Origin of the sequence: Natronomonas moolapensis 8.8.11, assembly GCF_000591055.1 — an archaeon.
Taxonomy (GTDB): Archaea; Halobacteriota; Halobacteria; order Halobacteriales; family Haloarculaceae; genus Natronomonas; species Natronomonas moolapensis.
In genome coordinates this window covers 1,545,935-1,571,528 of record NC_020388.1, presented here as the reverse complement: position 1 = coordinate 1,571,528, position 25,594 = coordinate 1,545,935, and the positions used below count along the sequence as shown (strand labels likewise).

At 52.3% G+C, this 25,594-nt stretch carries 27 protein-coding genes and 2 pseudogenes; 8 read left to right on the top strand and 21 right to left on the bottom strand.

What is annotated here, in order from left to right:
• Nucleotides 1-25 precede the first annotated feature (25 nt).
• Nucleotides 26-538 carry a metal-dependent hydrolase gene (locus tag NMLP_RS07670; protein WP_015409545.1) on the bottom strand — a complete coding sequence of 171 codons (513 nt, stop codon included), beginning with the start codon at nucleotides 536-538 and terminating at the stop codon, nucleotides 26-28.
• 339 nt (nucleotides 539-877) lie between these two features.
• Between NMLP_RS07670 and NMLP_RS14395 the strand changes: the two are divergent.
• A pseudogene (locus tag NMLP_RS14395) lies at nucleotides 878-1,069 on the top strand (hypothetical protein); the annotation flags it as partial.
• 643 nt (nucleotides 1,070-1,712) lie between these two features.
• Here NMLP_RS14395 and NMLP_RS14800 read toward each other — a convergent pair.
• Nucleotides 1,713-2,734, bottom strand: a protein-coding gene (locus NMLP_RS14800; RefSeq protein ID WP_015408666.1) for an IS630-like element ISNamo15 family transposase whose coding sequence is annotated in 2 segments (ribosomal slippage) — nucleotides 1,713-2,230 and nucleotides 2,230-2,734 — 1,023 coding nt in all. Because the reading frame shifts where the segments join, the coding sequence is not laid out codon by codon here.
• 770 nt (nucleotides 2,735-3,504) lie between these two features.
• On the opposite strand from NMLP_RS14800, the gene NMLP_RS07655 reads away from it, so the two are divergent.
• Nucleotides 3,505-4,185: an IS6-like element ISNamo13 family transposase gene (locus NMLP_RS07655; protein WP_015409529.1), complete on the top strand. Its 681-nt coding sequence runs from the start codon at nucleotides 3,505-3,507 to the stop codon at nucleotides 4,183-4,185.
• Here the strand turns inward: NMLP_RS07655 and NMLP_RS15160 are convergent.
• From NMLP_RS15160 to NMLP_RS07640, 3 genes are all read right to left on the bottom strand, one after another.
• Nucleotides 4,182-4,628, bottom strand: a complete 447-nt coding sequence (locus NMLP_RS15160) for a hypothetical protein (RefSeq protein WP_152024118.1) — start codon at nucleotides 4,626-4,628, stop codon at nucleotides 4,182-4,184. The two genes, NMLP_RS07655 and NMLP_RS15160, sit on opposite strands and share 4 nt — an antisense overlap.
• Before the next feature lie 4 nt (nucleotides 4,629-4,632).
• Nucleotides 4,633-5,651 (bottom strand): IS630-like element ISNamo14 family transposase gene (locus NMLP_RS14795; RefSeq protein ID WP_015408582.1). Its coding sequence is split into 2 segments (ribosomal slippage): nucleotides 4,633-5,153 and nucleotides 5,153-5,651, totalling 1,020 coding nucleotides; the frame shifts between segments, so codons are not numbered across the junction.
• Nucleotides 5,652-5,698: 47 nt separating this feature from the next.
• On the bottom strand, nucleotides 5,699-5,974 hold the full coding sequence (locus tag NMLP_RS07640; RefSeq protein WP_449289530.1) for a winged helix-turn-helix domain-containing protein: 276 nt from the start codon (nucleotides 5,972-5,974) through the stop codon (nucleotides 5,699-5,701).
• A 428-nt stretch (nucleotides 5,975-6,402) separates the two neighbouring features.
• Between NMLP_RS07640 and NMLP_RS16270 the strand changes: the two genes are divergently transcribed.
• Nucleotides 6,403-6,555 carry a DUF7837 family putative zinc-binding protein gene (locus NMLP_RS16270; RefSeq protein ID WP_015409544.1) on the top strand — a complete coding sequence of 51 codons (153 nt, stop codon included), beginning with the start codon at nucleotides 6,403-6,405 and terminating at the stop codon, nucleotides 6,553-6,555.
• A 34-nt stretch (nucleotides 6,556-6,589) separates the two neighbouring features.
• Here the strand turns inward: NMLP_RS16270 and NMLP_RS14390 are convergent, their stop codons facing one another.
• Nucleotides 6,590-9,043, bottom strand: a complete 2,454-nt coding sequence (locus NMLP_RS14390; RefSeq protein WP_015409543.1) for a PKD domain-containing protein — start codon at nucleotides 9,041-9,043, stop codon at nucleotides 6,590-6,592.
• A gap of 993 nt (nucleotides 9,044-10,036) precedes the next feature.
• On the opposite strand from NMLP_RS14390, the gene NMLP_RS07635 reads away from it, so the two are divergent.
• Nucleotides 10,037-10,852, top strand: coding sequence for an IS5-like element ISNamo1 family transposase (locus NMLP_RS07635; protein WP_015408940.1), 816 nt, complete (start codon nucleotides 10,037-10,039; stop codon nucleotides 10,850-10,852).
• 59 nt (nucleotides 10,853-10,911) lie between these two features.
• On the opposite strand, the gene NMLP_RS15155 is transcribed toward NMLP_RS07635, so the two are convergent.
• Nucleotides 10,912-11,211, bottom strand: coding sequence for a hypothetical protein (locus NMLP_RS15155; protein WP_152024117.1), 300 nt, complete (start codon nucleotides 11,209-11,211; stop codon nucleotides 10,912-10,914).
• Nucleotides 11,212-11,476: 265 nt separating this feature from the next.
• Between NMLP_RS15155 and NMLP_RS07630 the strand changes: the two genes are divergently transcribed.
• Nucleotides 11,477-12,547, top strand: coding sequence for an OmpH family outer membrane protein (locus NMLP_RS07630; RefSeq protein ID WP_015409542.1), 1,071 nt, complete (start codon nucleotides 11,477-11,479; stop codon nucleotides 12,545-12,547).
• 428 nt (nucleotides 12,548-12,975) lie between these two features.
• Here NMLP_RS07630 and NMLP_RS15150 read toward each other — a convergent pair whose 3' ends face one another.
• The 14 genes and pseudogenes from NMLP_RS15150 to NMLP_RS07585 form a co-directional block, all read right to left on the bottom strand.
• Nucleotides 12,976-13,668, bottom strand: a complete 693-nt coding sequence (locus NMLP_RS15150) for a hypothetical protein (protein WP_152024116.1) — start codon at nucleotides 13,666-13,668, stop codon at nucleotides 12,976-12,978.
• 89 nt (nucleotides 13,669-13,757) lie between these two features.
• The gene (locus NMLP_RS15145; protein ID WP_152024115.1) at nucleotides 13,758-14,123 is read right to left on the bottom strand and encodes a hypothetical protein; all 366 of its coding nucleotides are present in this window, start codon (nucleotides 14,121-14,123) and stop codon (nucleotides 13,758-13,760) included.
• A 202-nt stretch (nucleotides 14,124-14,325) separates the two neighbouring features.
• Nucleotides 14,326-14,706, bottom strand: a complete 381-nt coding sequence (locus tag NMLP_RS15140; protein ID WP_152024114.1) for a hypothetical protein — start codon at nucleotides 14,704-14,706, stop codon at nucleotides 14,326-14,328.
• Nucleotide 14,707: 1 nt separating this feature from the next.
• Nucleotides 14,708-14,860: a hypothetical protein gene (locus NMLP_RS15425; protein ID WP_160169586.1), complete on the bottom strand. Its 153-nt coding sequence runs from the start codon at nucleotides 14,858-14,860 to the stop codon at nucleotides 14,708-14,710.
• A gap of 338 nt (nucleotides 14,861-15,198) precedes the next feature.
• Complete coding sequence (locus NMLP_RS07620) at nucleotides 15,199-16,527, bottom strand: GntR family transcriptional regulator (RefSeq protein ID WP_015409540.1); 1,329 nt, start codon at nucleotides 16,525-16,527, stop codon at nucleotides 15,199-15,201.
• Nucleotides 16,528-16,792: 265 nt separating this feature from the next.
• Nucleotides 16,793-17,284: a hypothetical protein gene (locus NMLP_RS15135; protein WP_015409539.1), complete on the bottom strand. Its 492-nt coding sequence runs from the start codon at nucleotides 17,282-17,284 to the stop codon at nucleotides 16,793-16,795.
• A 139-nt stretch (nucleotides 17,285-17,423) separates the two neighbouring features.
• A complete protein-coding gene (locus tag NMLP_RS15130; RefSeq protein ID WP_015409538.1) occupies nucleotides 17,424-17,717 on the bottom strand; it encodes a hypothetical protein in 294 nt (97 codons plus the stop codon).
• Nucleotides 17,718-17,763: 46 nt separating this feature from the next.
• Complete coding sequence (locus NMLP_RS15125) at nucleotides 17,764-17,979, bottom strand: hypothetical protein (protein ID WP_152024113.1); 216 nt, start codon at nucleotides 17,977-17,979, stop codon at nucleotides 17,764-17,766.
• Nucleotides 17,972-18,475: a thioredoxin domain-containing protein gene (locus tag NMLP_RS07610; RefSeq protein WP_015409537.1), complete on the bottom strand. Its 504-nt coding sequence runs from the start codon at nucleotides 18,473-18,475 to the stop codon at nucleotides 17,972-17,974. The genes NMLP_RS15125 and NMLP_RS07610 overlap by 8 nt, the downstream gene beginning before the upstream one ends.
• Nucleotides 18,476-18,605: 130 nt before the next feature.
• On the bottom strand, nucleotides 18,606-19,376 hold the full coding sequence (locus NMLP_RS07605; protein ID WP_015409536.1) for a creatininase family protein: 771 nt from the start codon (nucleotides 19,374-19,376) through the stop codon (nucleotides 18,606-18,608).
• Between the two features lie 280 nt (nucleotides 19,377-19,656).
• Nucleotides 19,657-20,931, bottom strand: coding sequence for a tyrosine-type recombinase/integrase (locus NMLP_RS07600; RefSeq protein WP_015409535.1), 1,275 nt, complete (start codon nucleotides 20,929-20,931; stop codon nucleotides 19,657-19,659).
• A gap of 5 nt (nucleotides 20,932-20,936) precedes the next feature.
• Entirely contained in the window at nucleotides 20,937-21,578 is a 642-nt protein-coding gene (locus NMLP_RS07595) for a hypothetical protein (RefSeq protein WP_049926302.1), read from the bottom strand.
• Between the two features lie 60 nt (nucleotides 21,579-21,638).
• Nucleotides 21,639-22,043 (bottom strand): annotated as a pseudogene (locus NMLP_RS07590) (creatininase family protein); the annotation flags it as partial.
• A gap of 146 nt (nucleotides 22,044-22,189) precedes the next feature.
• Complete coding sequence (locus NMLP_RS07585) at nucleotides 22,190-22,543, bottom strand: cupin domain-containing protein (protein WP_015409533.1); 354 nt, start codon at nucleotides 22,541-22,543, stop codon at nucleotides 22,190-22,192.
• A 109-nt stretch (nucleotides 22,544-22,652) separates the two neighbouring features.
• Between NMLP_RS07585 and thyA the strand changes: the two genes are divergently transcribed.
• From thyA to NMLP_RS07570, 3 genes are all read left to right on the top strand, one after another.
• Entirely contained in the window at nucleotides 22,653-23,681 is a 1,029-nt protein-coding gene (gene thyA, locus NMLP_RS07580) for a thymidylate synthase (RefSeq protein ID WP_015409532.1), read from the top strand.
• Nucleotides 23,678-24,181 (top strand): dihydrofolate reductase, encoded by a 504-nt coding sequence (locus NMLP_RS07575; protein ID WP_015409531.1) that lies wholly within the window; start codon nucleotides 23,678-23,680, stop codon nucleotides 24,179-24,181. Before thyA ends, NMLP_RS07575 begins: the two co-directional genes overlap by 4 nt.
• Before the next feature lie 72 nt (nucleotides 24,182-24,253).
• On the top strand, nucleotides 24,254-25,573 hold the full coding sequence (locus tag NMLP_RS07570; RefSeq protein ID WP_015409530.1) for a helix-turn-helix transcriptional regulator: 1,320 nt from the start codon (nucleotides 24,254-24,256) through the stop codon (nucleotides 25,571-25,573).
• Nucleotides 25,574-25,594 lie beyond the last annotated feature (21 nt).

The window sequence follows — 25,594 nt, the reverse complement described above, 5'->3', positions numbered from 1 at the left end:
TCAGCTATACGCTATCCGAGGGGGGTCACAGATAGGGGCTCAAGAGAGCGTTCAATTCAGCCCCGATGACTAGCGCAATCGCTGTCGAGAGTATACCAAGCCCCAATAATACGTAATTGCCGACCGTGCTGTCAGCGTTCCAGAGGTCGTACGAATAATGCCGGTTATCGCCAAACGGTGTGACTCCCATCGGGGTAAGCGCATCCGCAGCAATATGCGAGCCGATCGTGAGTCCGCCCACGAGCGCCATGTATACGCCTGTTCCAGCGACGAGGAACCACTGTGACGTGACAGTGAGTCCGAGCGCCCCACCGAGTAGTCCCGCGACGGCGGCAACGCCGATCGCAAACCGCACTGTATGTGTCGGCCCTCGGTGGGGAACATTCGGCAGCTTTTGATCCCAATCCGGCACCATCGCTAACCCAACCGAAAGGATGGCACCACCGACAGCGGCTACCTCAAACCCAACGGCCAACGCTCCCATCCCAACTGGGGCATATGCCGTCAGCGCAGCCCCGTAGTGACCTTTCTTATACATCCCACGACTGTTTGTTGGGAACTCAGCGTCTTAGGGTGCATGGTAGCCCGGACAGCGCCACCGTCTTATTCCGCGTTCCGGCGGCGATCTGGTTCTAAACGCTTCTTGAGCGAAATACAGTCGTAGCGGTAAGTGGGGAAATCTGTCGGTGCGCTCTACCAAAACAGAATTGAATGCGAACCCGCTCGGCTCCCGTGGCTCCGCGGCGACTCTGTCCGCAAACGTATCAACTGTTGGTATCAACGAGTCGTCGCTCAGGACTCAGGTGTAGGTCGTCTATTCTCAGATTCGTTGAGTCTATCGACCTCCTCTCGCGACTTCAGTCGTGGGATATGCCACCGTAATGGGGTCAAACGGACTGACGACGTGGTGAAAGACTGCGGCCTTGAGCGAACGCACGCCCGAGTCTGCCTGCATGCACGAGCGCAGGTGTTCCTCGCGCTGTGTCTGCGTCTCGTCGTCGCAGTCACCAACTACGAACGAGGAGACAATCCGGGAAGCAGTGATCACGGTGTGAGAACTCTTCTATGACACCATCTAAATTAGGTAGGTAGATACCGTGTTCTATATGCTTATCTGAATGAAGCGGCAAATATTGCTATCGCTATCTGTCTCTGAAAAAATCGACTGTTATTTTCTCTTCCCCGCCGGGGGAAGCCTATGTCCCTACTCGTATTAACCCCCGAGTAGGTGGGTTGACCAACTGTATTGGCCCCCAGTTGGCGAGGGTTATGCACGATTTAAAGGCACAAGCCCCCTGAGGAACGTGAGAAAGAGAATATCAGTATGAGATTTGTGAAACATTATTCCCTTCCTCTTGGTCCGGGCTTGGGGCTTACTCGATCCCGTCAAAGACGGAATCAATTTATACTTATACCTTAAGGTTTGAAAAACTTTCGGTTATTATTGGACAAATGAATACCAAATATAAAAATCGGTTAGAAATACCTTAAATTAGATTCCGGTTTGATTCCTGAGTGTAGTATATACCCTCACTTCTATCTAAGCCTTCTCACAAGCCGTATGAGTTATTCCATACTGTCTCGAAGGGTATCAATCACATATCAATTCTAATCGGCTTGTGTGGCTTTTCAGAGTATGGGGGTGGGAGAAAACTTTCCCAACCCCCCTTACCAAATTGAGATAAGCAGTCTCTCAGGATCATAGTTGATACTCACGGACATAAGTACGTAAAGACATCTGGAACGGTAATCCGGTTGAGTGCACAGAGCGCAGCATCACGAAGTTCGTCGAGTGTGTCGAACAGACGGTTGCCAAGTTCTTGATCGAGTTGTCGCCAGCACTCTTCCGCGGGGTTCAGCTCCGGTGAACCCCGCGGAAGGTAGCATAGTTCGATCGGCGTGTCTTCGACGAACTCCTGGACTGCGTTAGCCGTGAAATACGACGCGTTGTCCAAGATGACGCAGATTTTCTTGCCGAACTCTGTCTGGAGTGCGTCTAGCAAGCGAATCGTCGTGTCGCTGTTGAAGTTCTCTGCACACGGCAGAAAGAACGTCTCCCTAGAATCGCTGACTGCACCGAGCAACTTGATGCTATCCCACGCGCCCGTCACCGGAAGTGACGGGCGCTCCCCTTCCGGAAACCACGCATAGATCAGCGTCGAGAGTACCTGACGCGTCTGATCGATGGTCAGGATCGTGTATTCATCGTCCAAGTTGTCGCGCTTTTTTTGAACCCTTCCTGCCAGGCTTCTTGGGCTCTCTCGTCGGATTTGTAGAACTCCGGCCGGGCTGTCTTCCAGGACAGCCCGGCCTCGGAGATCAGTCGTCGGACGTGACGTTCGCAGTACTCAACACCGAACTCCTCGGAGAGATAGTGACGCGCCAATGGAACAGACCACGCGGGTGCGTCGTATCTGACTTCTCCGGGTGAGTCGTGAAGAGCCTCGACGAACTGGTCGTGTTCTTTGTCAGAAAGCTCGGACGGCCTGCCTTCTCGTGGTTTATCATAGACAACCTCCTCGAACGGCTCGTCGGCGAGCCGTTCGAGTCGGGTGAACCACTTTGAGGCCCAACTACTGGAAAATCCGTAGAGTTCGGCAGCGTCTGTCTGCGTCAGATCGTCGATCTCCTTGTAGGTAATCGCAGCCATAATCCGCTTTGCTGCGTCGGCTTCATCGACCTCCGCCAGGATCTGGCGGAGGTCTTCGACAGAGACCTTCTCCAGCCTCGCCATACCGTTTCTCGTGGCTGGAGTTACATGAATTTTTAGCCCTCAGTATGAGTCTTGTAGTGGTGAATACCGAATTTTCAGGGGGAGTTTCCTCGGCTGTGTTTTGATTTTCTCTCTCCCATAGGAAGGTTTGTCCGCTTTCAAGAATGGCAGTAAGATCAATCGGTTGTTCTACCCCTAAGCTTCCGCTGTGTCCAAAGTTCATGGTATATGATATGGGTGGGTCGTATTCTTAATTGAGACGATCTGATTACTGTCCACGAACCAGTTATATCTGAGCATTATCTGTCTTTACTCATTTTTAGGCCACTGATCACTTTGTCTGACTACCCCGTTTGTTCGCTTTTGCTTCTACCATACTCGGCGTAGAAGACGGTAACGTAGCACTCTCAGAATCATCGGTGCCTTCCCCAAGTGCCTCAGTCACTCTGACAGTGAGCCTCATACCTGAGTCGTACTCTCTCTCTTTCTCCTGGCGCGGTTCTCGCCTACGAGAGTAACGCTATCTGCGTCGTCATATATATGATGACCTGAGCGGTGAAATGCTGCAGGTTCACCCCCATCGGTTCCATATGATGACCGTCATCTACGCCAAAGAGGAACATACGATGAGCTATGATGACTTCGGCGCTTCGCTCATGCTCGGCGTAGATCGGTCTGGAGACGCTGTATCGTCTACAATTCCAAGTTTTCGCTCTATTACATCTCTGGTTTCTAGGCACTGTCTAGTTAAACTAGTTTGAGGAACGAGCAGGTCGTCGAGGCAATTTGGGATGATGCTCGCAGACCTGCTCAGCGAGTGTTTTGCGGCGGATTTAGAAGAATGTTGGGAGCGTGAGCGGACGGTGACGCCCGTCAGGGCGTTCGCCGTCCGACTCCACGCGACCGGTTGTTCACTCAGAGAAACAACAACGATTCTTGCTGAATTAGGCGTAGAACGCTCTCACGGAGCGGTTTGGAATTGGGTGCATCGGGTTGCTGACAGCGTTCCTGACCCGCCGTCGGCGCAGCCGACGCGGGTCGCTGTCGACGAGACTGCTGTCAAAATCAATGGAGAGTGGTCTTGGTTATACGCTGCAATAGACATCGAGACGAAGTTGATCCTCGACGTACAATTGTTTGGACGACATGGCACCGATCCGGCGGCTGCGTTTCTGCATGGACTCCGCGAGAAGCACGATCTCTCCGACACCGTGTTTCTCGTCGATGGCTATGGCTATCAGACTGCCCTTGCTCGGTTAGGACTGAGTGGTCGGCTTGATTACGTCGACCGAAACCTCATCGAAAAGTGGTTTCACACACTCAAAATGCGGGTCGACCGCTTCCATAATTCATGGGTCGGCAGTCGGTCAAGCGCACGTGAATGGTTTGAACAGTTCACACACTACTACAACCGCCAACGACCGCATCAATCGCTCAACGGACGAACGCCAGCTGACGAGGTGCTAAACTAGACAGTGCCGGTTTCTAGCTCAAACCAATTACCTGAAGATTGAGTCACTCTGATTTGATCTGCGAGCACGACGCTCTCCGCCTCAGGATGCCTTTGTGCGACAGCATTTGCTGCTCGGATCTCATTGTCTGTGGGTGACTCCGCTTCGACCTCTACAGGATCTAACGGGAGAACGGCTGGTTTCTGATCTTCGCTACTCTCCTCCTCACCTTCATCATTCTCGTCCTCTGCCTCTTTATCCAGCTTGTCTGCTTCTATTTCGATAGTACCTGAGCTGGAGCCGAGATCTGGACGGCCAAACAGTAGATTTCTTCGGCGGTTAATGATCTTAGCGCGTCTTTCCACGGGACTCATATCGCCCAGTAGGACTTCCTGTAGTGTTGACTGTCTAATACCGATGCTATCCTCGAAGTGTCTGAACAGGCTAGGTTCGTGCTCGTTCATATACTCACGGACAGAGATAATTATAGATGTTTGGTGGGTCTATAGACGCAAGCGCATCGAAGACGGCTTCTCTCAGTTCATCAAGTTCTTCGAAAAGTTGGTTACCAAGCCGCTGATTGAGTTTCTGCCAGCACCCTTCCGCGGGGTTCAGCTCCGGTGAACCCCGCGGAAGGTGGCACAGTTCGATCGGTGTGTCTTCAACGTAGTCGTGGACATCGTTCGCCGCGAAATACGGGGCATTGTCCAGGACAACACAGATTTTCTCGCCGAACTCGGTCTGGAGTGCGTCCAGTAACCGCGTCGTGATGTCAGCGGTAAAGTTGTCTTCACACTTCAGAAAGAAGGTGTCACCGCTGGCGGTGACACCGCCCAGCAGTTTGAGACTCTCCCACGCGCCCGACACCGGGAGTGTCGGGCGCGTTTTTTCTGGAAACCACGCGTGGACAAGATCCGTCGTGATCTCTTGGCGTGTCTGGTCGATTGCTATGATTGTGTAGTCGTCGTCCAGATCGTCCGTCTTTTTTTGAAGCCTTTGCGGAACGCATCCTGAGCTCGTTCATCAGCTTTGACGTACTCTGGCCGGGCTGTCTTCCAGGACAGCCCGGCCTCGGACATCAATCGCCGGATATGACGGCGGCAGTACTCAATATCGAACTCATCTTCAAGATACTGCTGGGCTAGCGGAACCGTCCACGCACGCGCATCAAGTCCAACTTCTTTGGGAGAATCGTGGAGAGCTTCGATGAATTGGTCGTGGTCAGCTTCGTCAAGTTCGCGTGATTGGCCGGGGCGAGGATCATCGTAGACGACCGACTCGAACGGCTCTGAGTCGAGCCGTTCGAGTCGGATCAGCCAGTTACGAACCGTGTTTGGATGGACATCATGCCGCTCCGCAATTGTCTGCTGCTCGACACCGTCCTTGTAGGCGATACCGGCAAGAATTCTCTGAACTGGTTTCTTTTCATCAACTTCGGCTAAAATCTCTTGGAGTTCGTCAACAGTGATCTTCTCCAAGTAGTCCATACCGTAAAAACAAGCTCTATACACAAATAAGTTTAGCCGTCAGTATATTATATGACCTCCAAAACGTGTTCTCCATCTTCCGTTACTCCAAAGATTTTGTAATTCGGTTTTGATTCAGTAAGATCTTCAACGAGTCCCCGCTCTTCCAACCACTTCACTTGGCGTCTCACCCAGGGCGTTGAAATCTCAAGATCATCCGCCAATTCACCGTTCATTTGGGGGCTTTCGGCTAGCGCCTTGAGGACCTGCATTCGCCTCTTGCTGGCTCGGATTGAGCTTACTAAATCCCAGTTAACATCTCTGTATCCCTCTGATTCGGGCATTTTGGAACCTCTCACCCCTCCTCTGTGATGCATTCATATATAGGTAGGGTTGCATCGTATACCACAGATCCCAGTGCAGAACATCGAGCATGTCGTAGCCCAGAATATCGTTAGTATACTGGCATGGATAGAATGTGGTATTTATGTCCCCCCACGGGCGGGCGAGAAACGTATAATGTGAGTAATAGCCTATTGTGGGGAAGATAGCAACGGAACCGATGCGATCAGCACGTTCCCCCTCCCCCTCAGTCGGCTTTGCCGCGTTGAATTAGCCGCCGTGGGATAGCATTGGTATCATCAGCGTAAGCGGCCACTAGTTTCACTTTCACACCGGCTGGGTGACGTTTTTGTGCATAAAGCAAGGAGTGACACACGGGAGCTACGGAATTCAATGTCACACGCTCCGTTGCTCCCTTTGATTCTCTGCTATGTCGAACAAAACTGAACCACTCGGTGTTTGTCCAGAGTGCGAGACCGAGCTGCAATCGCATCAGACGCTCATCGAGTACGAAACTACTGAAGGAGACACTGGTCGGTTCGTTGACTGCTATTCATGCGGTGAAGTTGTGAAACCCGAGTAAGGCCTATCGCGGTAATCAGCTCTGCTGCCTCGTGTCAGCTATCTCCAGCTAACTGTTTTACGCGCGAAGCAGATGGGAGAGAAAGCATTTCACTAGATCCCCATCGTACTATAGAATCATCACGCTGAAGCGGAGATCTCGGAATTTGAGCCGAAGACATAGTAGACCTATTTTGGAACGATGCCTCTGTCAATTCTAACGTAGGATCCAGATCGACGGTTTCCTGATTAGCCTGAAACCTACCTTCGACATCAACGGTCACACTTGTCCGATCTCTAGCTCCATTATCATCAACAACGATCAACGTGGCTTCGTATTCACCTCGAGTTCGGAACGTTCGTTCAATAGTCTCGCCTTGTCCACCGGGGGTCGCCCCCTCGATCTGCCATGTGTATCGCTCGATCTCACCATCTGGGTCCGATGAGCGGCTTGCATCGAATGTCACGTCTAGTGGAGCCTCGCCTGAAGATGGGTTAGCTTCAGCAACAGCATTCGGTGGTTCGTTTGACTCAACTTCAATTTCGACTGTATCTGTATCTGTGTTATCCTGTTCGTCAGTTACCGTCAGTTCAACGTCGTAAGTACCTGGATCAGTAAATGTGCGTGTAGCCTCTTCTCCAAACCTTGGTCCCCTTCCATCATCGAATTCCCAGCGGTATCTTGCAACATCGTCATCTGGGTCAGACGATTCACTGGCGTCGAAGTCCACCTCTAACGGGACTTTCCCAGATGTCGGGGAGGCCTCGGCAACTGCTTCTGGAGGATTGTCTGGAGCGTTGACAGTGATTGTCACCGTATCGGTATCTTCATTTCCCCTTTGATCAACCACTCTTAATTGGACATCGTATCTGCCGGGGTCATCAAATTCATGAGAAACATCTTCACCACGCTCGGGAGAACTTAGATCATCAAATCGCCATACATATTCTGCGATGTCTCCATCAGGGTCATTCGACCCACTTGCGTCAAAATCAACGTTAAGCGGGGCCTCACCTGATGTAGGAGACGCTTCAGCAACTGCTTCTGGTGGATTATCTGCAGCTTCGACGGTTACTGTTAGCGTATCAGTATCTTCTGCACCGTCGTCGTCAACCACGCTTAATTCAATGTTATACTCTCCTGCTGTTTGGAACTGTCTCGTGACTTCCTCACTACGCCCATCTGGGGTTGGACCCTCAACGCTCCATCTGTACTCCTCAATAGCTCCATCAGGATCCGATGACTCACCAGCGTCAAGTGTTACAGTAAGTGGAGCTGTACCTGATAACTGATCGGCGTTAGCGATAGCGTCTGGAGATTCGTTTGGACCAGGCGTATTTTCGTCTGAGCTCTCGTCTCCCTCCTCTTCACTGCCGGGTAAGTTGTCTCCGCCGTTAGGCAGGTTGTCTCCGTCGTTGGGTAAGACTCCACCACTGTCTATATCTTCGCCGCTTATTATTTTCTCGTCACGCAGCTTTATTACAGGATTCTCGCGTAGTTCAAAACTACCAGTATCAAAACTATCGACAATTTCTGGCCGCTGTAGCTCGCACCCGTCCCGTGTTGGCCCAGGTATATTCTCAGACAGTAGGGTTGTATTGAGTCTGCCAGAACAGACAGCTAATGATGACTTATCTCCAAGAGGACCTATCGACAACGATAGCTCAATTTCGTAATCTGAAGATTCCCCATTTTTTATATGAGTTGCAAGCCAGTCGTCAATATCTTGATTATCTATGTATGCCCGGATTTCAATTGTCTGTGTTTCACCGGGTTGAATTATATAGCTATTTTGTTCCGATTCCCAATCCAACAATAGTATTTCATTAAGTCTAAGGCTCCCTGAAAAATCAGTAACTGGGATTTCTTCAGTAGGATGGTTGTTTCTCACCGGCACTTTTAAAATAATTTCTGTCTGCTGTTGATTTACTGTTCCCCACTCTGCATTCGTGTTATTGACTGTAATAAGATACCCTGCCTTATCTCCCTCAAAACCCTTCAGCTGCATTCGGATACTTTCTCGAATATCTGTCTGAAATCTTCGATTTTGTTCAGTAGATGGACTGACGTTGAGATCACCTTTCGAAAAGTCCCCAGATAATTCGACTTTCATTTCAGACTCTTCCCCGTTCTCAATATGTGATACCCACCACTCTGGGATGTCTTCTCTCGATATCTGAGATTCAATAGTTGCAGTCGATGTGCCTTGCTCAATTGTCTCTTCAGATGTCGTTGTAGATACCATCTGATATCCGTTCATCGAAATATCAGCACTCACCTCAGATTGAAACGTCGTAGCTGGGTTGGTTATTTGAGCCTCTGACTGTACCTCTATTGACTCTTCTGTTACTTCTCCCCACTGGTTGTCAACTATTCTTATCTCCGCCGAATCATTTGGCGAGTCTGTAACAGTTGGAACCATCCCTGGTGCTGCAACTAATACGCCGCCAGCAGCTACAGCGGATAGTATAGTTATCCCACCTATTATTTGCAGGATCTTAGCTATCATACCTCAGAATGGCTCACGCATCAACATAGTATTTTTGCTCATGCCCTGCGGTAATAAGTCGACTAAATCTTAGCTAGAGCCGATAAAAATGCACGTTAGGTATTTATTAATATCTAATCAGGTTTGAACGGTGAGCTAATCCGGTACTCAAATTGAGGTCTTCCTGGGGAATCCGTATCTCTCTTCCGTCGATCAGCAACACCAATCTGATATAGATTACGTAAAAGTCGATCTGCTTGCGAACGGCTCATACCGAGATCAGTAGCTGTCTCTTGAGCCGTCGACCACTCTGCTCCGATGAGATAGTAGAAAACCTTGGCTCGTCCTTCAATCTCATCAAGAGTCCGGGAGATATCAACCATAACTATACCCAATATCGGTGCTACCAAAGTACCTTACGCGAATAATTATTGCCCAGTTCTGGCTAGCTCCATTGAGGCACTATTTCGTAGCTATACACGCCAAAATCAGTTCAGAATCATCTAAGACGTAGCGTATTACATATATCCACACGTTTCACATGAGTGTGAATTGTGTATATTCCTACCGGGGAATATCTGCGTCATGCTACCCCACGGCGGTTGCTAAAATGGACTCAAAACAGCTAATTGCTTCCTCACCTAGTTGAGTGCCTCTCATCCGATCGTACCCCACCGTGGGGCGTACTTTTACGCCAATGCTCTCGCCCAGCCACGGCTGATAGATATTTGATGCCGTTACCGAGTAGCGTGTCAGGTCCGGCGAGTAGATGCAGCACAGAATTCTGTTGATCAGGACTCCTGTTCTCGTCTTTGTTTCTGTTCACACCAGTTGAACAATTCCTGTCTCAGGTTATCATCTGTTTCTCCGAACATGCTTCCAAGACGGTACCCGAGATTATCCCATGTGAGAGTCTCAGGTGGCGGCCCTTCAGAATATTTTGCTCCGTTGAATACCGACGCCGTCTGCGGATTATATCGCTGATTTCAGGGGAATTGGACGCCGTCTTGCGATATGGGGCGTCTCAGGACCCTCGCACAAACGTTTCGAGACTTTGCCACAAACCACGTAGAGGAACCAGACGTACCCGCCGCGCCGGACGGCGCGGACGGGTACGCTAACTCCACGAAAATCGCGCTGCTTCTACTTAAAGAGGAAATCAATAAACCACTCCGGAAGCTCGAAGATTACCTGAACGAGATGCCGGGAATCCTCGATGTGTTCGGCCTTGAGAAATCTCCAGATTACTCGTCGTTCAGCGTTTGGGACGGTGAATTTCCGATGAAAGAGTTGCGCCGCCTGCTCCGCCAGTCAGCGGAGCAGGCGGGGCTTTCGGGCACTGCGTCGATTGATGCCAGTGGCTTCCAACGAGATCAAGCTAGCTCACACTACCGAAATCGAGTCGGTTACTCGTTCAATGCTATGAAGACGACGCTGCTCGTTGATACGGACTCACTTGCCATCATGGATGCTCATTTCACGACGAAGAAAGCCTATGACGGCCATATCGGACTGCAGGTCTTTCGGCGCAACGCCGAAGACCTGCAGGAGTTGCTGGCTGACAAGATGTACTCGTGGAGCGATCTCCGTGAAGCCTGCCGTGACGCGTCAACGCGACCAGTAATCAAACACTGTGAGCAAAACGGACTCAAGAAGGCCCACAACGCTCGAATTGACGACGATGTCTACAATCAGCGGTCAATGAGCGAGACAGTGTTTGCGATGGTGAAGGACGGTGGCGATGAGATTCGCTCCCGGAGTTGGCACGGCCAATTCCGGGAGCTCACGCGCAAGTGCATCGTACATAACCTGACGCAGGCGGCGAGTTAGGCTCGCCGCCTGCTCTCCTTCTCTGGACGTATCCGTGAGAGGCATCGCCATCGTCCACCTCATTCTTCGTGCGGTATCTTGTGAAACTGATGTTTTGACCACTGCGTAAAGCCGCTAAAATTGAATCGTCCGATCTTAGAATCCGCAGAGAGAGCGTAGCTACCCGTGAAAAATCTAATATCATAATACTGATTCTGTCGCTGTCTTGCGTTCAACAGAGCAGAATATTTTGATGATGCCCCATCATCATTGAGGTCTTTGACAGCTGCAGTCCACCCTCGTTTGAACGCTCCTTGCCGGTCGCTTCCGGGATCTTCTTGTCGAATATCTCCAAGTGGAATCGTTGGATCGTTTGCCATACTGTCATCTGAGTAGTCTCATACAAAAAGCCCAGTGCCGGTATCCTAAGGGGTCTACCCTCCCGTATCTTACACTGCAGCGTGTCATAGAACCATTCTCAACCGAAGGTAGATGTATAAATTGAGTGGTGAGATTGCTGCTAGATTGGAATGGTATTCGTACTGGTATGCAAGACCTATGGCGCATATTCATCGTGGGTTTGGCGTATGAAAAATGTGCGAACTTCTCGACACTTTTTTTTCGTAGTTATGATTGGAATTCTCTATGACAACGAATCAATCGGCCGAAGAACTTGTACGAGAGCCACCGGAGGTAACTCTTTGGTTGGATGAGTTTGCCTCATTGCTCGGGTTTGAACGAATTGCCGAGTCACTTCCCGGAAATTTCCCGCCATCATATGTGTATGCTGGATTTATGATTCCCATCTTTACAGCGTTTGATTTCGGTTACGACTTGTTCGTAATTGGTGGCGAAGTGCACATTTACTATCTGAACCCTTATTATGCGCTCAATCCATTCTTGTTACTCGGCGCGGTGTATGGAGCACGAAAACTCCGCAAAGAGTACGCCACAGCGGTGAGGGAAATGAATCTTGAAGACCGAGCACAGACGCATGAAGCAGATGATCTTGTTGACACCGTTCCCCAGAAATTACCGTGGGTCCTGTTTGTAATCGGCGCAACTGTTCAATTTCTCCCGTCAGTGACGGATCCCTCCGGCCTTGTCTTTACCGATTACGTAATGAACTATTTCGTGCTTCCGTTTGTGTACACACCCATCGTCATTCAGTTTCTTGCAGTCTACTTTTCTATTGAATTTATTGCACCATTCCGGCTCTGGCGTTCAACTGTCGGGATCGATTTCTTAGATCCAGAGGGGGTAGGTGGGCTTCGGCCACTTGGTGAACTGGTCAAAACCGCGTACTATTATATCGGTGCTGGATTGATCGGATACGCCTTTGTCATATATGCTCCGCTTATAGATACAGGATGGGTACCCAATACGGGAGTGAACGTGATATTTACTACTGTGTGGATTATATCAATCGGAACAGTTGCATTTGCGGTGCTTATCCTTCATCGGTTCATGCGCCGTGAAAAGCGAGCGGAACTTCAACGTCTTGAAGCGGAGCTCTCGGCTCATATTGATTCCCGTTATGATATACTTGAATACGAAATTCAAGACGACCGCCAAGAATACGTGCAAAATCTGCAGGACCGGATTCAAAAAGTCAGTAAAACACGAGAGTATCCCGCCACATTCACAATCTGGACCCAAATCCTGTTGAGTATTGCACTTCCGAAAGCATTTCAGCTATTCATTAGCGGCTTATAGTCCCACTCAGTAATAATCCCTCTAAGGATTTTCTGCGGGACCAATCTACCAGCCGCATCTCGCTGAACTTAACCTCTGACCTCTGTATCTTGCACGCTGTTTCTGACAGCGCTTAGATAGATGCCCCACTGCGCATTCTATGACACGCTGTACACTGGCTTATATTCACCAGTCCCCAGATGAGTACTGCTATCTCACTGCGTTCGGCTAGACCCTCTTGACCATACAGAGCGTGCGGTACTGAAGCAGTGGATGCTCCCCCACGGTGGCGGCGGAGACTCCATTCTCAATACTCGAATAGATTCTCCGGTATAATGTCAATATATTGTCTTTTCACATTCACACACTCGTACATTTCTCATTCTACCCCGTGTAGATTGTGAGAACAATGTAAGGGGGTTTGAGACGGCGTCTTCCAGTAGCAGACCTCATCCCGTCCCGTGGGGGAGGGCCTCAAGATTCGAGAGGATTTCTTCACCGGACTTGCTCTCTTGAAGACGCTCGTAACCTACTGAATCTTTGAAGTAATTCTGGTAGTGAGCAATCAGATCCTGTCGAGCATTTTTATCATGCTCAAGTGCTCTCTGTGTTGATTGCCATTGAGCAATAAATTTGGTCTTTAACTGTGCTACTAGCATGGAGTATAACATATCGATATTATTTTTGATTGAGTACCAGCTCTGCTTGATATCGCTTCGACGAGGTTCATACAGCAATTCACTTGAAGATGAAATCTCGTAGAGTTGTCCAATAATGCAGGCCCGGACAACGCTACTATTGCTCATTGCTGTTGAATTAGCAGTTTCATCCACTGATGCCAGTACTTGAGGTGGTAATTCTACTTTGGTTGAGGTAGCTAGCTTTTGATTTGCAATCTTAGTATTGAATGTCTTTTTGGGAAACTCCAGTTCAATAGAGTCAACTCGTGAAAGTGCTTGAACCAGTCGTTTTAGATCTGCGGCTCCTTTGACCTCTTGCTCAATAGCACTGATATTATTGAGGACAGCCTGCTCACAGAAATGTTTGATCGAATGATAACTATCCAGATTCTCACATGCTTCGTTAATATATGTCTTCATTACCCTTTCTAATCGAACAGTCTGGTAGATAGTTTCGCCCATATATTTTTATGATTTGTATAGTTGATCGACAAGCTTTTTAATCCAATCGCAACCTCGCACGAATCTCTGTGGTGGACTGAACATAGGCATTAGATCGCTTCTTCGCATCGTTTTTGAAGGAATTTCTCTAACCCATACGACTCTAACTCCTGATTGAACTCTTCAGGGTCATCAATGAGTACGATCACTTCATCAGTAGGATCAAAATAAATGAGATTCTCCTCCTTTGCCCGATCTTTGACATCCATTGAAACGTGCTCTCGAAAGTAGCTCGGTTCTACGTCCATCATCGTTAGCAGCCCATCATCAGAAACCCACACGGATACAAAATCGGGTAATTCGATACTTTCCAGACGGGAAAACGTATCAGATCGACGATTTGTAGGCTCGCTATCATCGTTTTCTTCGTTCTTTTGTTTAGGGCCGCCAGAGGAGTTAAAATCATCAAGAGACATGCAGATCACTCTTACAAGCAACCATTGGCTCAGATCGTGTTTGCCTACTCCTTCCGTTGTCTATCAGGAATGTATTCATTCCAGTACTGATCGTATCGTTCATGATTTCACACTGGATACAATGCCTCCAGTGAGGCAGAGACCCGCAGGTAGAATCGAACTACCTGAAAGCACCAGCTGCGGGTCAACGACCGAATTTCAACTATTTGCTGCGGTGATGTTCTGGGCCATGCCGACCATAGATCGAACTGTCGAGTTGATATCTAAACGGTAGGAATTCATTAATTTCAGGACGGATTTCGTCGCTGATTTCTGTATACTCTGATTCTGCCGTTTGATACAATCTAGAGGAATCAGAATCCCCAACGACGGTTATGATGTCTCCTGCCCATCTTCCGAGATGTGTGACTTCCTGATTTTGTGGATCGCCTTCTCCAAGTTCGCTACTCCGCTGGAGCAAGTACGGAAGCACCCGAGGCAAGTCATTAGCGCAGATTTCCCAGAGCTTGGCTCCACATCCAAGATCTTCGGGTGAGAGGTATTCCTCTCGTTCTTCGTTTACTATCAGGTATGACTGCTCCATCTCAGTCACCTCCGTCACCAGCCTCTAAGTGGCGCTGATGGAACTCCTCGATGGCCTTCGTCGCAACATCCTTTTTATTTAAGTCCCACTCCGTCTGCTCTCGATACTCATCTATCAATTCTACGGCGTGTTCTGTAACGTTTACTGCTGGCATTTTTATTGTCACCGGTTCATATTATGATACGTTTGGCACGATTATAAAGTATTTTCCTGATTTGATTAGATTTGATATAGAGAGGTTCACGCGCTGGAATTTGAGCTAAACACGTGATGACGCACGTTCGCTAATATCGGGCGTGTTCCCGGCTACGATCAGTTTCAACGGACCGGACGTGGGATACACCACACCGTGTTGAAATCCGTCACAAGCGCCGTACAACGGTGAACATTAGATACCTTCAAAAGACGATATATTTAGCAAAATGTGAACTGCTATATTCTCCGGCTTACCCCCAAGAACCAACCACCAAGAACGGGGTGTGTCTGCTTATATTACTCCATGAAGTCTGTCACGTTATGATTTCGGGAGTTATCTACAGGGAGGTATTGAGCACTGTTTCCTCCATTGCTGATCTCTATTGCTCCCTGATCTTCAAGCTCATTAGCGTGCTTTCGGATGGTTTCCGGACTCACTCGAAGCTCTTCCGCTAATCGAGCTTGTCTGACGTTTGGTATTTCCAGAATCTTCGTGAGCAGGTCAAGTTTATCACGAGCTTTGTCTCGTTGCCGCCTCATTGCTGCCCTATTCACGCCAGAGATTTCATCTCGCCTCCGGGCAAAGTAATCCAGCATACTGGAGAACGATTGGCCCCAATAGGTCATTGCTTGCTTAAGATGGTCCTGTTCAACGGTATGCGAGCAGTTGTCCAAGGCGGCCATGATACAGGCAATCCGTAGCGCATGAATCGTGTAACGTGTGAGCATTGGTTGGACAATTACTCCGACCCCCTCCGAGTAATATTCTAGATCTGTCTCGATTCGCTTACGGATCATTGCCTCAAGCGTTTGCTGTGAGAGTTCAATCTTGAACTCAATGCCCTCTGAGTAGTGCTCGGTTATGTGGCTGAGAGTCCGACAGATGCGTTGAGTGAGTTCTTTTTGTTTGTCTGCGCTGATGCTCCTCTCTCGCTCTTCATCAACGCTTGTCTCTGTGAGAATCTGGCCAATGGTTTCAGTCGTGTCGCTGAGGTTGACCTCGGTGAAAAAATAAAGTGGCCTCGCCAGTGTCCCCTCCCCAACGAGTTCTGAGACCTTCTCAGCACTAATCTCGCGTGGGGGGACGGTTCCCACAATAGTACATGAGGAGTCTGTTGTAATAGTCCCCTCTCGCATCTCACGAGTGACCTCCTCTTCGTCCATGATGATTCGTAGGCGACGACGGACATCTTGGTGACTAAACAGGTCTTTGGCTTCTCGGAGACCGAGGACATCATGCTGGTCGGCTACTCCCTGCTTATGCTGTCCATCAACGCGCGTGCCCACGAGGTTCCCGTTGGTGATGTTGTCAACACTATAAAAATCGAAGCTCATCTCATCATCAAGTCGCTTGTCAACCCGGTTAGCAACCCTCTCGGCCACGTTGAACGCCGACTCTTTTCCGCTGCCGCTTTTTTGGAACACCAAGGGGTGGACTCGGCAAGGTTCACTTCCGTTCTTGAAGCTGCAATTGCGGAGGCTCTCGCCAAGCAATCCCAGTGCCAACCCAAGGTGCATCCTTGGGTTGTCATGAGACTCTTGATCTGCGATCTGAATGTAGCTACTTATAAACTCTTCTCCCCAGATTTCGGGATTTTCAGCTTCTACTGCATTATTTTTACTCATATTTTACTTTTATCGCTCTGTGGGATCAGTCTATTTTGATCCCGTCCAGTCTTCGGGGATACACCCTCTTCCTGTTACTGTCTAGACATTGCTGCGATGCTAGCCAATTCTGCTCTGAACGAATAGACACGACAGGCAATTAACAGAGATTTAGCAATTCACGACCATACTCCCACCAGCTCGTGAACAATCCCACGATTCTAGAATTAGCGGTGAGAAGAGTTTAATATTTTGCTATTTGTCGGTCTGCTAATTTGGGGATTTGCTACTCAAGGTTTTTGAATAATCTCTCCCAAGAGTTCGTATATTTGCCAAATGGATGCCGATATCCGTCTCGTTTGGTTCGGAGTTCTTTCTTTCCCGACTCCGGGATTTCTTCAAGAATGCATTCACTCAAGACGAGGAAGTTGTCTTGATCATCGGTATAGCCGTTGGGAGTAAGATGGTCGATGATTATTCCGAAGATATCCACTAGTTCGGAATCGTATTCAATCTCAATCCTGGGCGGAATATCCTGCTGGTTGTCTCTCCAATTTGTTTCTTCAGCTGAATTGAGATAGATATGTGATTTATTCTCGCTTGTTACTCTGGTGTGATGGGTCTTTCCGACAGCATAGGCTGTATTTCCCTCAATCAAAAAATAGTGAGACTTAGCAGCTACATGGGAATGCGTCAGTGAGAACCCACGGAATTCTGCACGATCCTTGAGTTCTGCCATCCAGTCTGTGTTTGGCTGCTCAAAATCGTCCAATCCCATACACTTTTTCGCTTAGTCTCTGCCGCACAAGTAATTGGCTGCATACTAAGTGATCCATCCGAAGTAGATTGCGTAGGATCACAAAACGATCAAAGTAGGAACATTAAATATTGTATTTCATCCCAGATAAAACAGATATTCAGTCGGTTATCTCTTTCATCACCCGAATTGCTGCCTTCTTAGCTTCTTGAATGTGCTCTACTTCCATTCCGACTGCAATCTCAGTCACACCGTCTTCAGGATCAACTGATGTCACTCTGTGAGCGTTACAGAATCCTGGCTGGTCTGTGTAGGTCTTGTACGGAGCGATTCGCACTTTCTGTCCTGTTTCTTCATGCTCAAACTCCGCGATGAGTTTGAAGTTGCCTGAGAACCGGCACTCGGTAGCTGTCCATCTCTCAGGCACGTCTATCTCTGGCTCATCATCGATCATGCGTTTTCTCCTCGGTTGTTCGACCAGATCTGATAGCGAATGCTCATTAGATATACCTCACGGGGTCGAGGTCGGTGTTTCTCGCTATTGACCGAACACGCTCGTTTTGATATTCACCTGTCGCACGGTCGCTCTCGCCCCAATCGCAGCACGGACAGCCGTTGCCACGGAGGATGTCTTCTTTCTCGTCCTCGCCCAGTTCGTGGGTGATATAGTAGAAACCCCATGGCTCTCGACATTGGCCGCAGAGAACCTCATTCATCTTCACCATCTCCCGTGGGCGCGTGCGTAGGATACAGAACCGAGATACCCATACTCGCCATCGGGCCTTCTTGTTCCTCGACTTCTTTCCACTGCTCTACGGTTTCGAGTAATTGCTTTGCTTTCTCGGGGTTGCCTTGTTTTATCCGGAGCCAGTGAGCTCTAGCTGACTCAATCAGAGCATCCAAATCTCGGTCGAACACAGCCGCTCCCCGTTCACAATATGCCGAGTATCCGCTTTCTCTGAAGTCTGCAACGTGCTTCGCTGCATGTGTGGGACTTGCGTAGCCTATCGAGTCGTCCATTATCGCCGCTATCAACTCCTCATCGCTCATCTCCTCCGCCGTGTGGGTGTTTTCTTCTTCAGCGCAATCGGTACACAGCGTGTCGTACTCATCTGGAATCCTGTACTGCTCGAAGTACCCGACAGTGATACCGGAATAGCTGCCACACCGGTCACACGTCGAGATACTCTCGTCTGCTGAGTTTTCTGTCATAGCCAATCTCTCAAAGAATCGGCTGGTTCAACCGCTGAATCGCCGATTCAGGAAGCAGAGATACAAACCACGGTTATCAAATCTATTCAAAATAGGTTAGATGAACGCTCTCTACGTGGATTAGCCGATTCTACACGTGCTCCTCTGGCATGAGGTCCTGGAAGTCCTGAGCATCAAGCCAGTCACAGAGTTTGACAAGTTGCTCTGTCGCAGCTTCAAACATTTGCTCGCCCTTCTCCGCAGTGGCATCTGTTTGGTCTCCTAAGACGCCGTTCCCCGTGTTATCAGCAGCATCGTAGAATGTACGTGCCCCAAATTTCTCTGTCTCTGCTGCATCAACACTCGCTATCCCTCCATCTCTCGCATCTTCTAGACGGTCTTCACGGACAAGTTCTGGCCTAAGGTGCTGAATCATCGCCGTCTCCTTCGGACCTCCATGAGGCCCGTTCTGCTCAAACAAGTCATCTACGAGGTCAGGGATACTATCGTTCCACATCCATTCTATTGCATAGAGTACCTCCTCATCACGAAGCCGTCTACCAACCTCGCGGAGATGTTCTATGTTTCCGCCATGAGCGTTGACATAGATGACTCGGTCTATGCCGTGGTACGCTAGATTTCGTGTTATTGACTCTACATAGTCCCGAAAGACAGGAGCGTCAGCCCACATCGTCCCGTGAAACTGCCTGTGATGAGGACTTACTCCGATATTGATAGTCGGCGTACAGAGGTAGCCAGTTCGTTCAGCGACTTCTCGTGCAAAACCCTCTGCAATCAGGTGGTCCGTCCCCTCTGGGAGATGAGGTCCGTGTTGCTCAGTTGAGCCAAGTGGAACCAGCGCCAGGGATTCGTTCTCAAAGTAATCCCCAAGTTCTGGCCAGGTCTCGTCGGCAAGATACATACTGTGTGTTGGAGGGTGGCGGACTCTTCAATCTGTGCAACTTCGGAAGTTTAGACCCCTCAGTCGAGTAGTCCTCGTTGTTCGGCTTCTTTCCTCGTTAGGTCAGGTGTCAGTTCTGGATACTGGTCTGTCAGGTGGATTTTCGGATGACAGCTCTTGCAGACCGGCACTCGGATATTCTCCTTGTACGAGACGTGGTGAGCCACGAGATTCGGCTTGTACTCACCGCAGGCTGCACATGCATGTCGAGGGTCGTCTATCTCTTCACCACACATACGAACTATTCAGTCCCTTCAGGCCCGTACTTCCGATAGCGCTCTCGGAGGTCGTCAGTAATCAACCGGAGATACTGCTTTGTCGTATCCAGACTCTCATGACCCATGATATCCGCTAGCGTCTTGATATCCATGCCGTTCTTCAGAGATTGGACTGCGAATCCGTGTCGCAGGGAGTGAGCAGTGATTTTGTATCTGTTCTGGCCGTTACCATCAGTATACATCTTCGACTGGATGCCTGCGTTCTTGGCGGACTTCACGATGACTTGGTTGATTTGGTGGGGGTTGAGTCGACCACTTCGCTCAGAGACGAAAAGGTGGTTCGATTTCTCAGCCCAGTTGTAGCTCTGACGATAGCCGCTATCAAGCCATATCTGCAGGAGTGTATCGAGAGTCGGTTGATAGAAGACAACCCGATTCTTGTCGTTCTTGCCTCGAATCTGAATATCTCTGTTCTCTCTGTCGAGGTTGTCGAGTAGTATGTCCGCAGCTTCCTCACGACGGAGACCGGTCTGCCACATCAACTCAATCAATAGTTCGTTCCGAGTCTTAGGACCAGGGCAGTGCTCTTTCATCGCCTCTTTCTGCTCTCTGGTCACATATGGGATGTCCTCGGCGAGTTTGTCGCTCTTCTTTGTGGGATTCCGATAATCGACGATATCCGCCTGGTTCAGGTTGACCTCTTCTGCTGGGTTCTCATCTATGACGTTCGCTTTGTCGTGCAAGAACTCATACAGCATCGAGACAGCCGCGAACTTGTCCTTGATTGTCGTATCGCCGTATCCCTTCTGCTTCAGGTGTATCGCGTAGTCTTCGAGTCTGAGTGGTGTGAATTCCTGAAGGGTCTCTTCATTCTGGTTTTCGAGCCACTCAGTGAACTGGATGAGACCAAGTTCACGATTCTGGATTGTCCCTTCGGCTTTGGTCGCTCTTGTTCGCTGGAGATACCGAGAAGCGTCATCCAGAATGATACAGTCGACAATGTCCACGTTATCACATGGATTTTGTTGAATCTCGCCTTCTTCAACGAGATAAACGAAGTACTTCTTGAGACTCCAGAAGACACCTGACCGGATATCTCCATAGGGTGTTGGCTTCCGCTGCTTGACCCACTGGACGAATTCCTCTATCTCCGTTGCCCCACACTCCGTCTCGGAAAAATCTTGCTCCGCAATCCACTCGGAGAAGGAGCTCAGAGATTGGTTGTGAGTCTTGATGGTTGACTCTGCGTAATCGCAGTCTCGACACTCACCGATGAAGGCTTCTGCTGACCTGAGCATAGGACTCAGTCCTCTTTGTAGTAGTGGACGGTTCCAGCAGCTGATTCGGTGGAGTATACAGAATGAGTCGTACTCTGCAACCGGTTGATAGCTAACTGCACGGCTTCTTCATCAGCATCAAGGATAGCAGCGATATCGTCTATTGAACCGGTACATGGTCCCCGACCAGATTGAGTAGTACTCCTGGACGGAGATGTCACCTCCTGCTCGTCAGGACCCATGGCCTCCGCCATGTATTCTATATCTACCTCATCTTCCTCGCCTGGGACTGCACCTTCTTTTTGTGCCACGGCCTGCTGAATCTCCGAAATGGAACTCGGGAGGATTCTATAGACCTCTGTCGCCAGTTTAGTAAGGTCTTCATCCCCGTAGCGGTCAGATTCGATAGCGGATAGCCTACGGTCCATCGACTGGAGTTTGTTCGAGATTTGGTCCAGTTTGTGTATCACCTCAGGTGACGGCTCCTCCGAGTCTGCCCCATGCGTGGCTGCTGCAGTGATTGGCCCATCCCGAGAAATCTCTTTTTCCATGGCAAGACGAAGCACCTCCGACAGCGTTGTCATGGGACTTTCCTCCACATAGTCTTCCCATCTTTGCTTCTTCTTTTTGGACAGTCTTACTGCTACGGTCTTGTATTCCTCTGACATTGCAGTATAACGTTGCAAAACCCAACGTATTAACAATTTTCTCTAAAAACAGAGTTACGTCCACTCGACCGCGTATGCCGCGCCGTCGTCGTGGAGGCGACGCCCCACCTCCCGGAGGTGTTCGACGTTGCCGCCGTGGGCGTTCACGTAAACGATCCGGTCGACACCCTGATAGACGAGGCTCCGCGAGAGCGACTCGACGTAGTCCCGGAAAGTCGGCGCGTCGACCGACAGCGTCCCGTGGAACTGGCGGTGGTGCGGGCTGACCCCGATCGTGATCGTCGGCGTGCAGACGACGCCGGCGCCGTCGGCCGCCGCGCGCGCCAACCCCTCGGCGATCACGTGGTCGGTCGACAGCGGGAGGTGGGGGCCGTGCTGTTCGGTCGATCCGATCGGGACGAGCGCGGTCGAGGTGTCGGCGAGTTCCGCGCCGGCGTCGGGCCACGTCGCGTCTCCGAGGTACATACGGGTGCCGACGTCCTCCACGTTGTTAAACGATGCAAAACCGGTCGACGTCTGGAGGGGCGATACAGGCGACTGTCCACGGCTTCACCCGCGGGACGAATCTGTCGTGCTGTATCGGCGGCGGCCGGTTTACACTGAACGGGGACTCATGGCGCGCCCGCGATGACGACTCGAACCCGCTCGTCGCCCTCGTTGAACAGTGCCCGGTGCGTTTCGCCGTCGACCCGGATCGCCTCCCCCTCCGAGAGCGTCCGTTCGGCCTCGGGGTCGCCTCCCTCGCCGCCGACCCGGACGGTCAACGCGCCGTCGACGACGAGATACACTTCCTCTTGGCCGTCCTCGGCGTGGTCGTGGGGTTTGCCCTTCGCGCCCGGGTCCAGTTCCAGAAGCGTCATGCCGAGGTTCTCACAGCCCAGCGGCTCCCGGAAGAACCACATGCCACCGAACTCCTCGGGAACGACGCTGTCGATGTCGCCGGCGCTCGCGGTCTGGTAGGCCATACCGGGCGGTCGTTCCGGCGAAATATAAATGCGGTCCCGCGGTTCGGGGATCGGCCTCGGCGCGCTCCGAAACGAACATAGCGCGTCGGGACGCAACACCGACAACCGAATGCGTCAGTACCACGACCTCGTCGCCGAGGCTCTCGCCGAGGGGACGTACAAGCCGAACCGGACCGGCGTCGACACCGTCGCCGCCTTCAGCCACCACTACGAGGCGGACCTCGCAGAGGGGTTTCCCCTCCTGACGACGAAGCGGATGGACGGCTACCGGTGGAACTCGCTGATACACGAGTTGCTGTGGTATCTCTCGGGGGACGAACACGTCCGGACCCTCCGCGAGGAGACGAAGATCTGGGACGCGTGGGCCGACGAGGCGGGCCGCCTCGACACCGCCTACGGGCGCTTTTGGCGTCGGTTCCCGATCCCCGAGGGGACGGATCAGCTCCCCGGCGAGAGCTGGCCGGACGAGTCACACCCCCGCGTCGAGACCGAGTCGACGGCTGAGGGCGGCTCCCGGCGGGTGTTCGACCAGCTCGGGCACGTCCTCGACACGCTCCGGGAGGCCCCGAACTCCCGGCGGATGGTCGTCAGCGCCTGGCACCCCGCCAACGCCGCCGTCTCGACGCTGCCGCCGTGTCACTACACGTTCGTGTTCAACGTCCAGGGCGACCGCCTCAACGTCCACCTGACCCAGCGCTCCGGTGACATCGCTCTGGGAGTCCCGTTCAACCTCGCGGCGTACTCGCTTCTCGCCCACGCGGTCGCGAACCGGACCGGCTTTGAGGTCGGCTCGTTCGGCCACACGATCGTCGACGCCCACGTCTACTGCGGGGCGAGCGAGCGCGGGTCGTGGTACGCCGAGCACCTCCCGGCGCTGCAGGAACGGCTCCGGGGCGTCGAGGACCGCGAGAGCTATCTCGACGTGCGCGAGTGGCTCGAGGAGGCCGCCCCGCCGGAGGTCGACGGCGAGACGGGGTACGACCACGTGCCCGGGCTGTTGACCCAGCTCTCCCGGGAGCCGCGCTCGCGCCCGCGGATCGAGGTGGCGAATAAACCGCTCGACGAACTCGAATACGGGGACATCCGGCTCTCGGCGTACGATCCGGCCCCCGGAATTTCCTTTTCGGTCGCGGAATGAAGGTCGCGCTCGTCGCCGCGGTCGCCGAAAACGGTGTCATCGGCTCGGACGGCGAGATGCCGTGGCACTACCCGGCGGACCTCCGGAAGTTCAAGGAGACGACGATGGGGCACCCGGTCGTCATGGGGCGAAAGACCTACGAATCGATCGCGGATCGACTCGGCGGCCCACTCCCCGGTCGGACGAACGTCGTCCTCTCGCGTCGCGACTCGCTCTGTCTCCCCGAGGGAGCCGTCCACGCGCGGGACCTCGACGCCGCTTTCGAGGCGGCCGAGACAGCCCTCGCCTCCGGCCAGGAGACGGCCTACGTCGTCGGCGGCGCAACGGTGTACGAGGCGTGTCTCGACCGGGCGGACGAACTCGTCGTGACCGAGATCCCCGAAGCGCCAGCGGGCGACACGCACTTTCCGGAGATCGGCCACGAGTGGACCGAACACGGCCGCGAACGAGTCGGCGACGTCTCGGTCGTCACGTACCGCCGGACGTCCGCCGGCGAGTGAGCGCGTGACGCCATCGACCTCGGTCCCGACCCGCGGAGTTTTATACGACGGCGGGTGAGAAACCCAGTATCGATGGATCGTGCATCCGGTCGAGGGGTCGTCTGGCTGTTCGTCGGCGTGCTACTGTGCTCATGTGCCCTCGCGGCCACGACCGCTGCGGGAGTCCCGGCGGGACCGGCGTCATCGGTCGAACGGCCGGCGGTCGAGGGGAGCCTCGGCGACCTCTCGACCGAGGCGTTCGAGGCCGACCGGACGCGGTTTCTGATTACGGTCTACGAGAACGGGAGTTCGGAGTGGGTGTTCCGATACGAACAGCGCCTCGAGGACTCGAACGCCACGGGGGCGTTCGAAACCTACGCCGAGCGATTCAACGGCGAGGAGACCGAAAGCTACGCGAATTTCCGGGCGCGAGCGACGGCGCTCACCGGGTCCGGAACCAGCGTAACCGGACGGGAGATGGCGGCCGAGCAGTTCCGGCGTGACGCCCGTATCGAAGAGCGACCCCCCTCGGGCGACGAGTTCGGGGTCGTAGAGATGTCGTTCGTCTGGACGAACTTCGCCGAGTCAGACGGGAACCGTCTCGTCGTCGGCGACGTCTTCGTCGACGGACTCTACGTCGGCCCCGAACAACAGCTCCGGTTCGACCGCGGCCCGGACGTTCGCTTCGAGTCGGTCGCACCCGACCCCGACAGCGTCTCCGCCGGGACGCTCGAGGAGAGCGCCTCGGTCACCTGGCTCGGCGAGAAACAGTTCACCGATCGCCGGCCCCGAATCGTGTACTACCTCCGTGATACGGGGGCGGGTACCGGGTCCGGGGCTGCCGCCGGTACGGAAGCCGATACGGGGTCGGGGGCGCCTCCTGGCTTCCGCTCTCCCGTCTCGCTCCTCGCGGCGTTTTTTGTGGTTCTGCTCGGCATCGGCGCCGCACTCGCGTACCGCTCGCGGGACCGCCGGGACTCCTCGGATGGCCTGACGGACGAACCGACCCACACGGAGACCGGGGCTGTCGAGGGGACGTCACCTCCGACCGAACAGCCACAGCCGGCCTCCGAGACGACGGGAAGCGCCGCCGGGACGGGAAGCGCCGCCGAGACGGGAGGCGCTGCCGCGGCCGAAGAGACGGACACGAACGTGCCACCAGCGGTGTCCGAGGCCGAACTGCGGTCCGACGAGGAACTGGTCGTCGACCTGCTCGAAGACCACGGCGGCCGGATGAAACAGGTCGACATCGTCGACGGCACGGAGTGGTCGAAATCGAAGGTGTCGATGCTCCTCTCGGAGATGGAAGACGACGGGGTCATCTCGAAGCTCCGCGTCGGCCGCGAGAACATCGTCTCGCTCGCCGGGCACGAACCCGACGCTGCCGGCTCCCCGTTCGACGACGAAGGGTGATTGAGGCCGGACCGACGGTGT

Bases quoted from the DNA above. Each gene is read 5' to 3' on its own strand.
- NMLP_RS07670 (WP_015409545.1), bottom strand. From the start codon at position 538: ATGTATAAGAAAGGTCACTACGGGGCTGCGCTGACGGCATATGCCCCA.
- NMLP_RS07655 (WP_015409529.1), top strand. From the start codon at position 3,505: ATGATGCTCGCAGACCTGCTCAGCGAGTGTTTTGCGGCGGATTTAGAA.
- NMLP_RS15160 (WP_152024118.1), bottom strand. From the start codon at position 4,628: ATGAACGAGCACGAACCTAGCCTGTTCAGACACTTCGAGGATAGCATC.
- NMLP_RS07640 (WP_449289530.1), bottom strand. From the start codon at position 5,974: ATGCCCGAATCAGAGGGATACAGAGATGTTAACTGGGATTTAGTAAGC.
- NMLP_RS16270 (WP_015409544.1), top strand. From the start codon at position 6,403: ATGTCGAACAAAACTGAACCACTCGGTGTTTGTCCAGAGTGCGAGACC.
- NMLP_RS14390 (WP_015409543.1), bottom strand. From the start codon at position 9,043: ATGATAGCTAAGATCCTGCAAATAATAGGTGGGATAACTATACTATCC.
- NMLP_RS07635 (WP_015408940.1), top strand. From the start codon at position 10,037: ATGGGGCGTCTCAGGACCCTCGCACAAACGTTTCGAGACTTTGCCACA.
- NMLP_RS15155 (WP_152024117.1), bottom strand. From the start codon at position 11,211: ATGGCAAACGATCCAACGATTCCACTTGGAGATATTCGACAAGAAGAT.
- NMLP_RS07630 (WP_015409542.1), top strand. From the start codon at position 11,477: ATGACAACGAATCAATCGGCCGAAGAACTTGTACGAGAGCCACCGGAG.
- NMLP_RS15150 (WP_152024116.1), bottom strand. From the start codon at position 13,668: ATGGGCGAAACTATCTACCAGACTGTTCGATTAGAAAGGGTAATGAAG.
- NMLP_RS15145 (WP_152024115.1), bottom strand. From the start codon at position 14,123: ATGTCTCTTGATGATTTTAACTCCTCTGGCGGCCCTAAACAAAAGAAC.
- NMLP_RS15140 (WP_152024114.1), bottom strand. From the start codon at position 14,706: ATGGAGCAGTCATACCTGATAGTAAACGAAGAACGAGAGGAATACCTC.
- NMLP_RS15425 (WP_160169586.1), bottom strand. From the start codon at position 14,860: ATGCCAGCAGTAAACGTTACAGAACACGCCGTAGAATTGATAGATGAG.
- NMLP_RS07620 (WP_015409540.1), bottom strand. From the start codon at position 16,527: ATGAGTAAAAATAATGCAGTAGAAGCTGAAAATCCCGAAATCTGGGGA.
- NMLP_RS15135 (WP_015409539.1), bottom strand. From the start codon at position 17,284: ATGGGATTGGACGATTTTGAGCAGCCAAACACAGACTGGATGGCAGAA.
- NMLP_RS15130 (WP_015409538.1), bottom strand. From the start codon at position 17,717: ATGATCGATGATGAGCCAGAGATAGACGTGCCTGAGAGATGGACAGCT.
- NMLP_RS15125 (WP_152024113.1), bottom strand. From the start codon at position 17,979: ATGAATGAGGTTCTCTGCGGCCAATGTCGAGAGCCATGGGGTTTCTAC.
- NMLP_RS07610 (WP_015409537.1), bottom strand. From the start codon at position 18,475: ATGACAGAAAACTCAGCAGACGAGAGTATCTCGACGTGTGACCGGTGT.
- NMLP_RS07605 (WP_015409536.1), bottom strand. From the start codon at position 19,376: ATGTATCTTGCCGACGAGACCTGGCCAGAACTTGGGGATTACTTTGAG.
- NMLP_RS07600 (WP_015409535.1), bottom strand. From the start codon at position 20,931: ATGCTCAGGTCAGCAGAAGCCTTCATCGGTGAGTGTCGAGACTGCGAT.
- NMLP_RS07595 (WP_049926302.1), bottom strand. From the start codon at position 21,578: ATGTCAGAGGAATACAAGACCGTAGCAGTAAGACTGTCCAAAAAGAAG.
- NMLP_RS07585 (WP_015409533.1), bottom strand. From the start codon at position 22,543: ATGGCCTACCAGACCGCGAGCGCCGGCGACATCGACAGCGTCGTTCCC.
- thyA (WP_015409532.1), top strand. From the start codon at position 22,653: ATGCGTCAGTACCACGACCTCGTCGCCGAGGCTCTCGCCGAGGGGACG.
- NMLP_RS07575 (WP_015409531.1), top strand. From the start codon at position 23,678: ATGAAGGTCGCGCTCGTCGCCGCGGTCGCCGAAAACGGTGTCATCGGC.
- NMLP_RS07570 (WP_015409530.1), top strand. From the start codon at position 24,254: ATGGATCGTGCATCCGGTCGAGGGGTCGTCTGGCTGTTCGTCGGCGTG.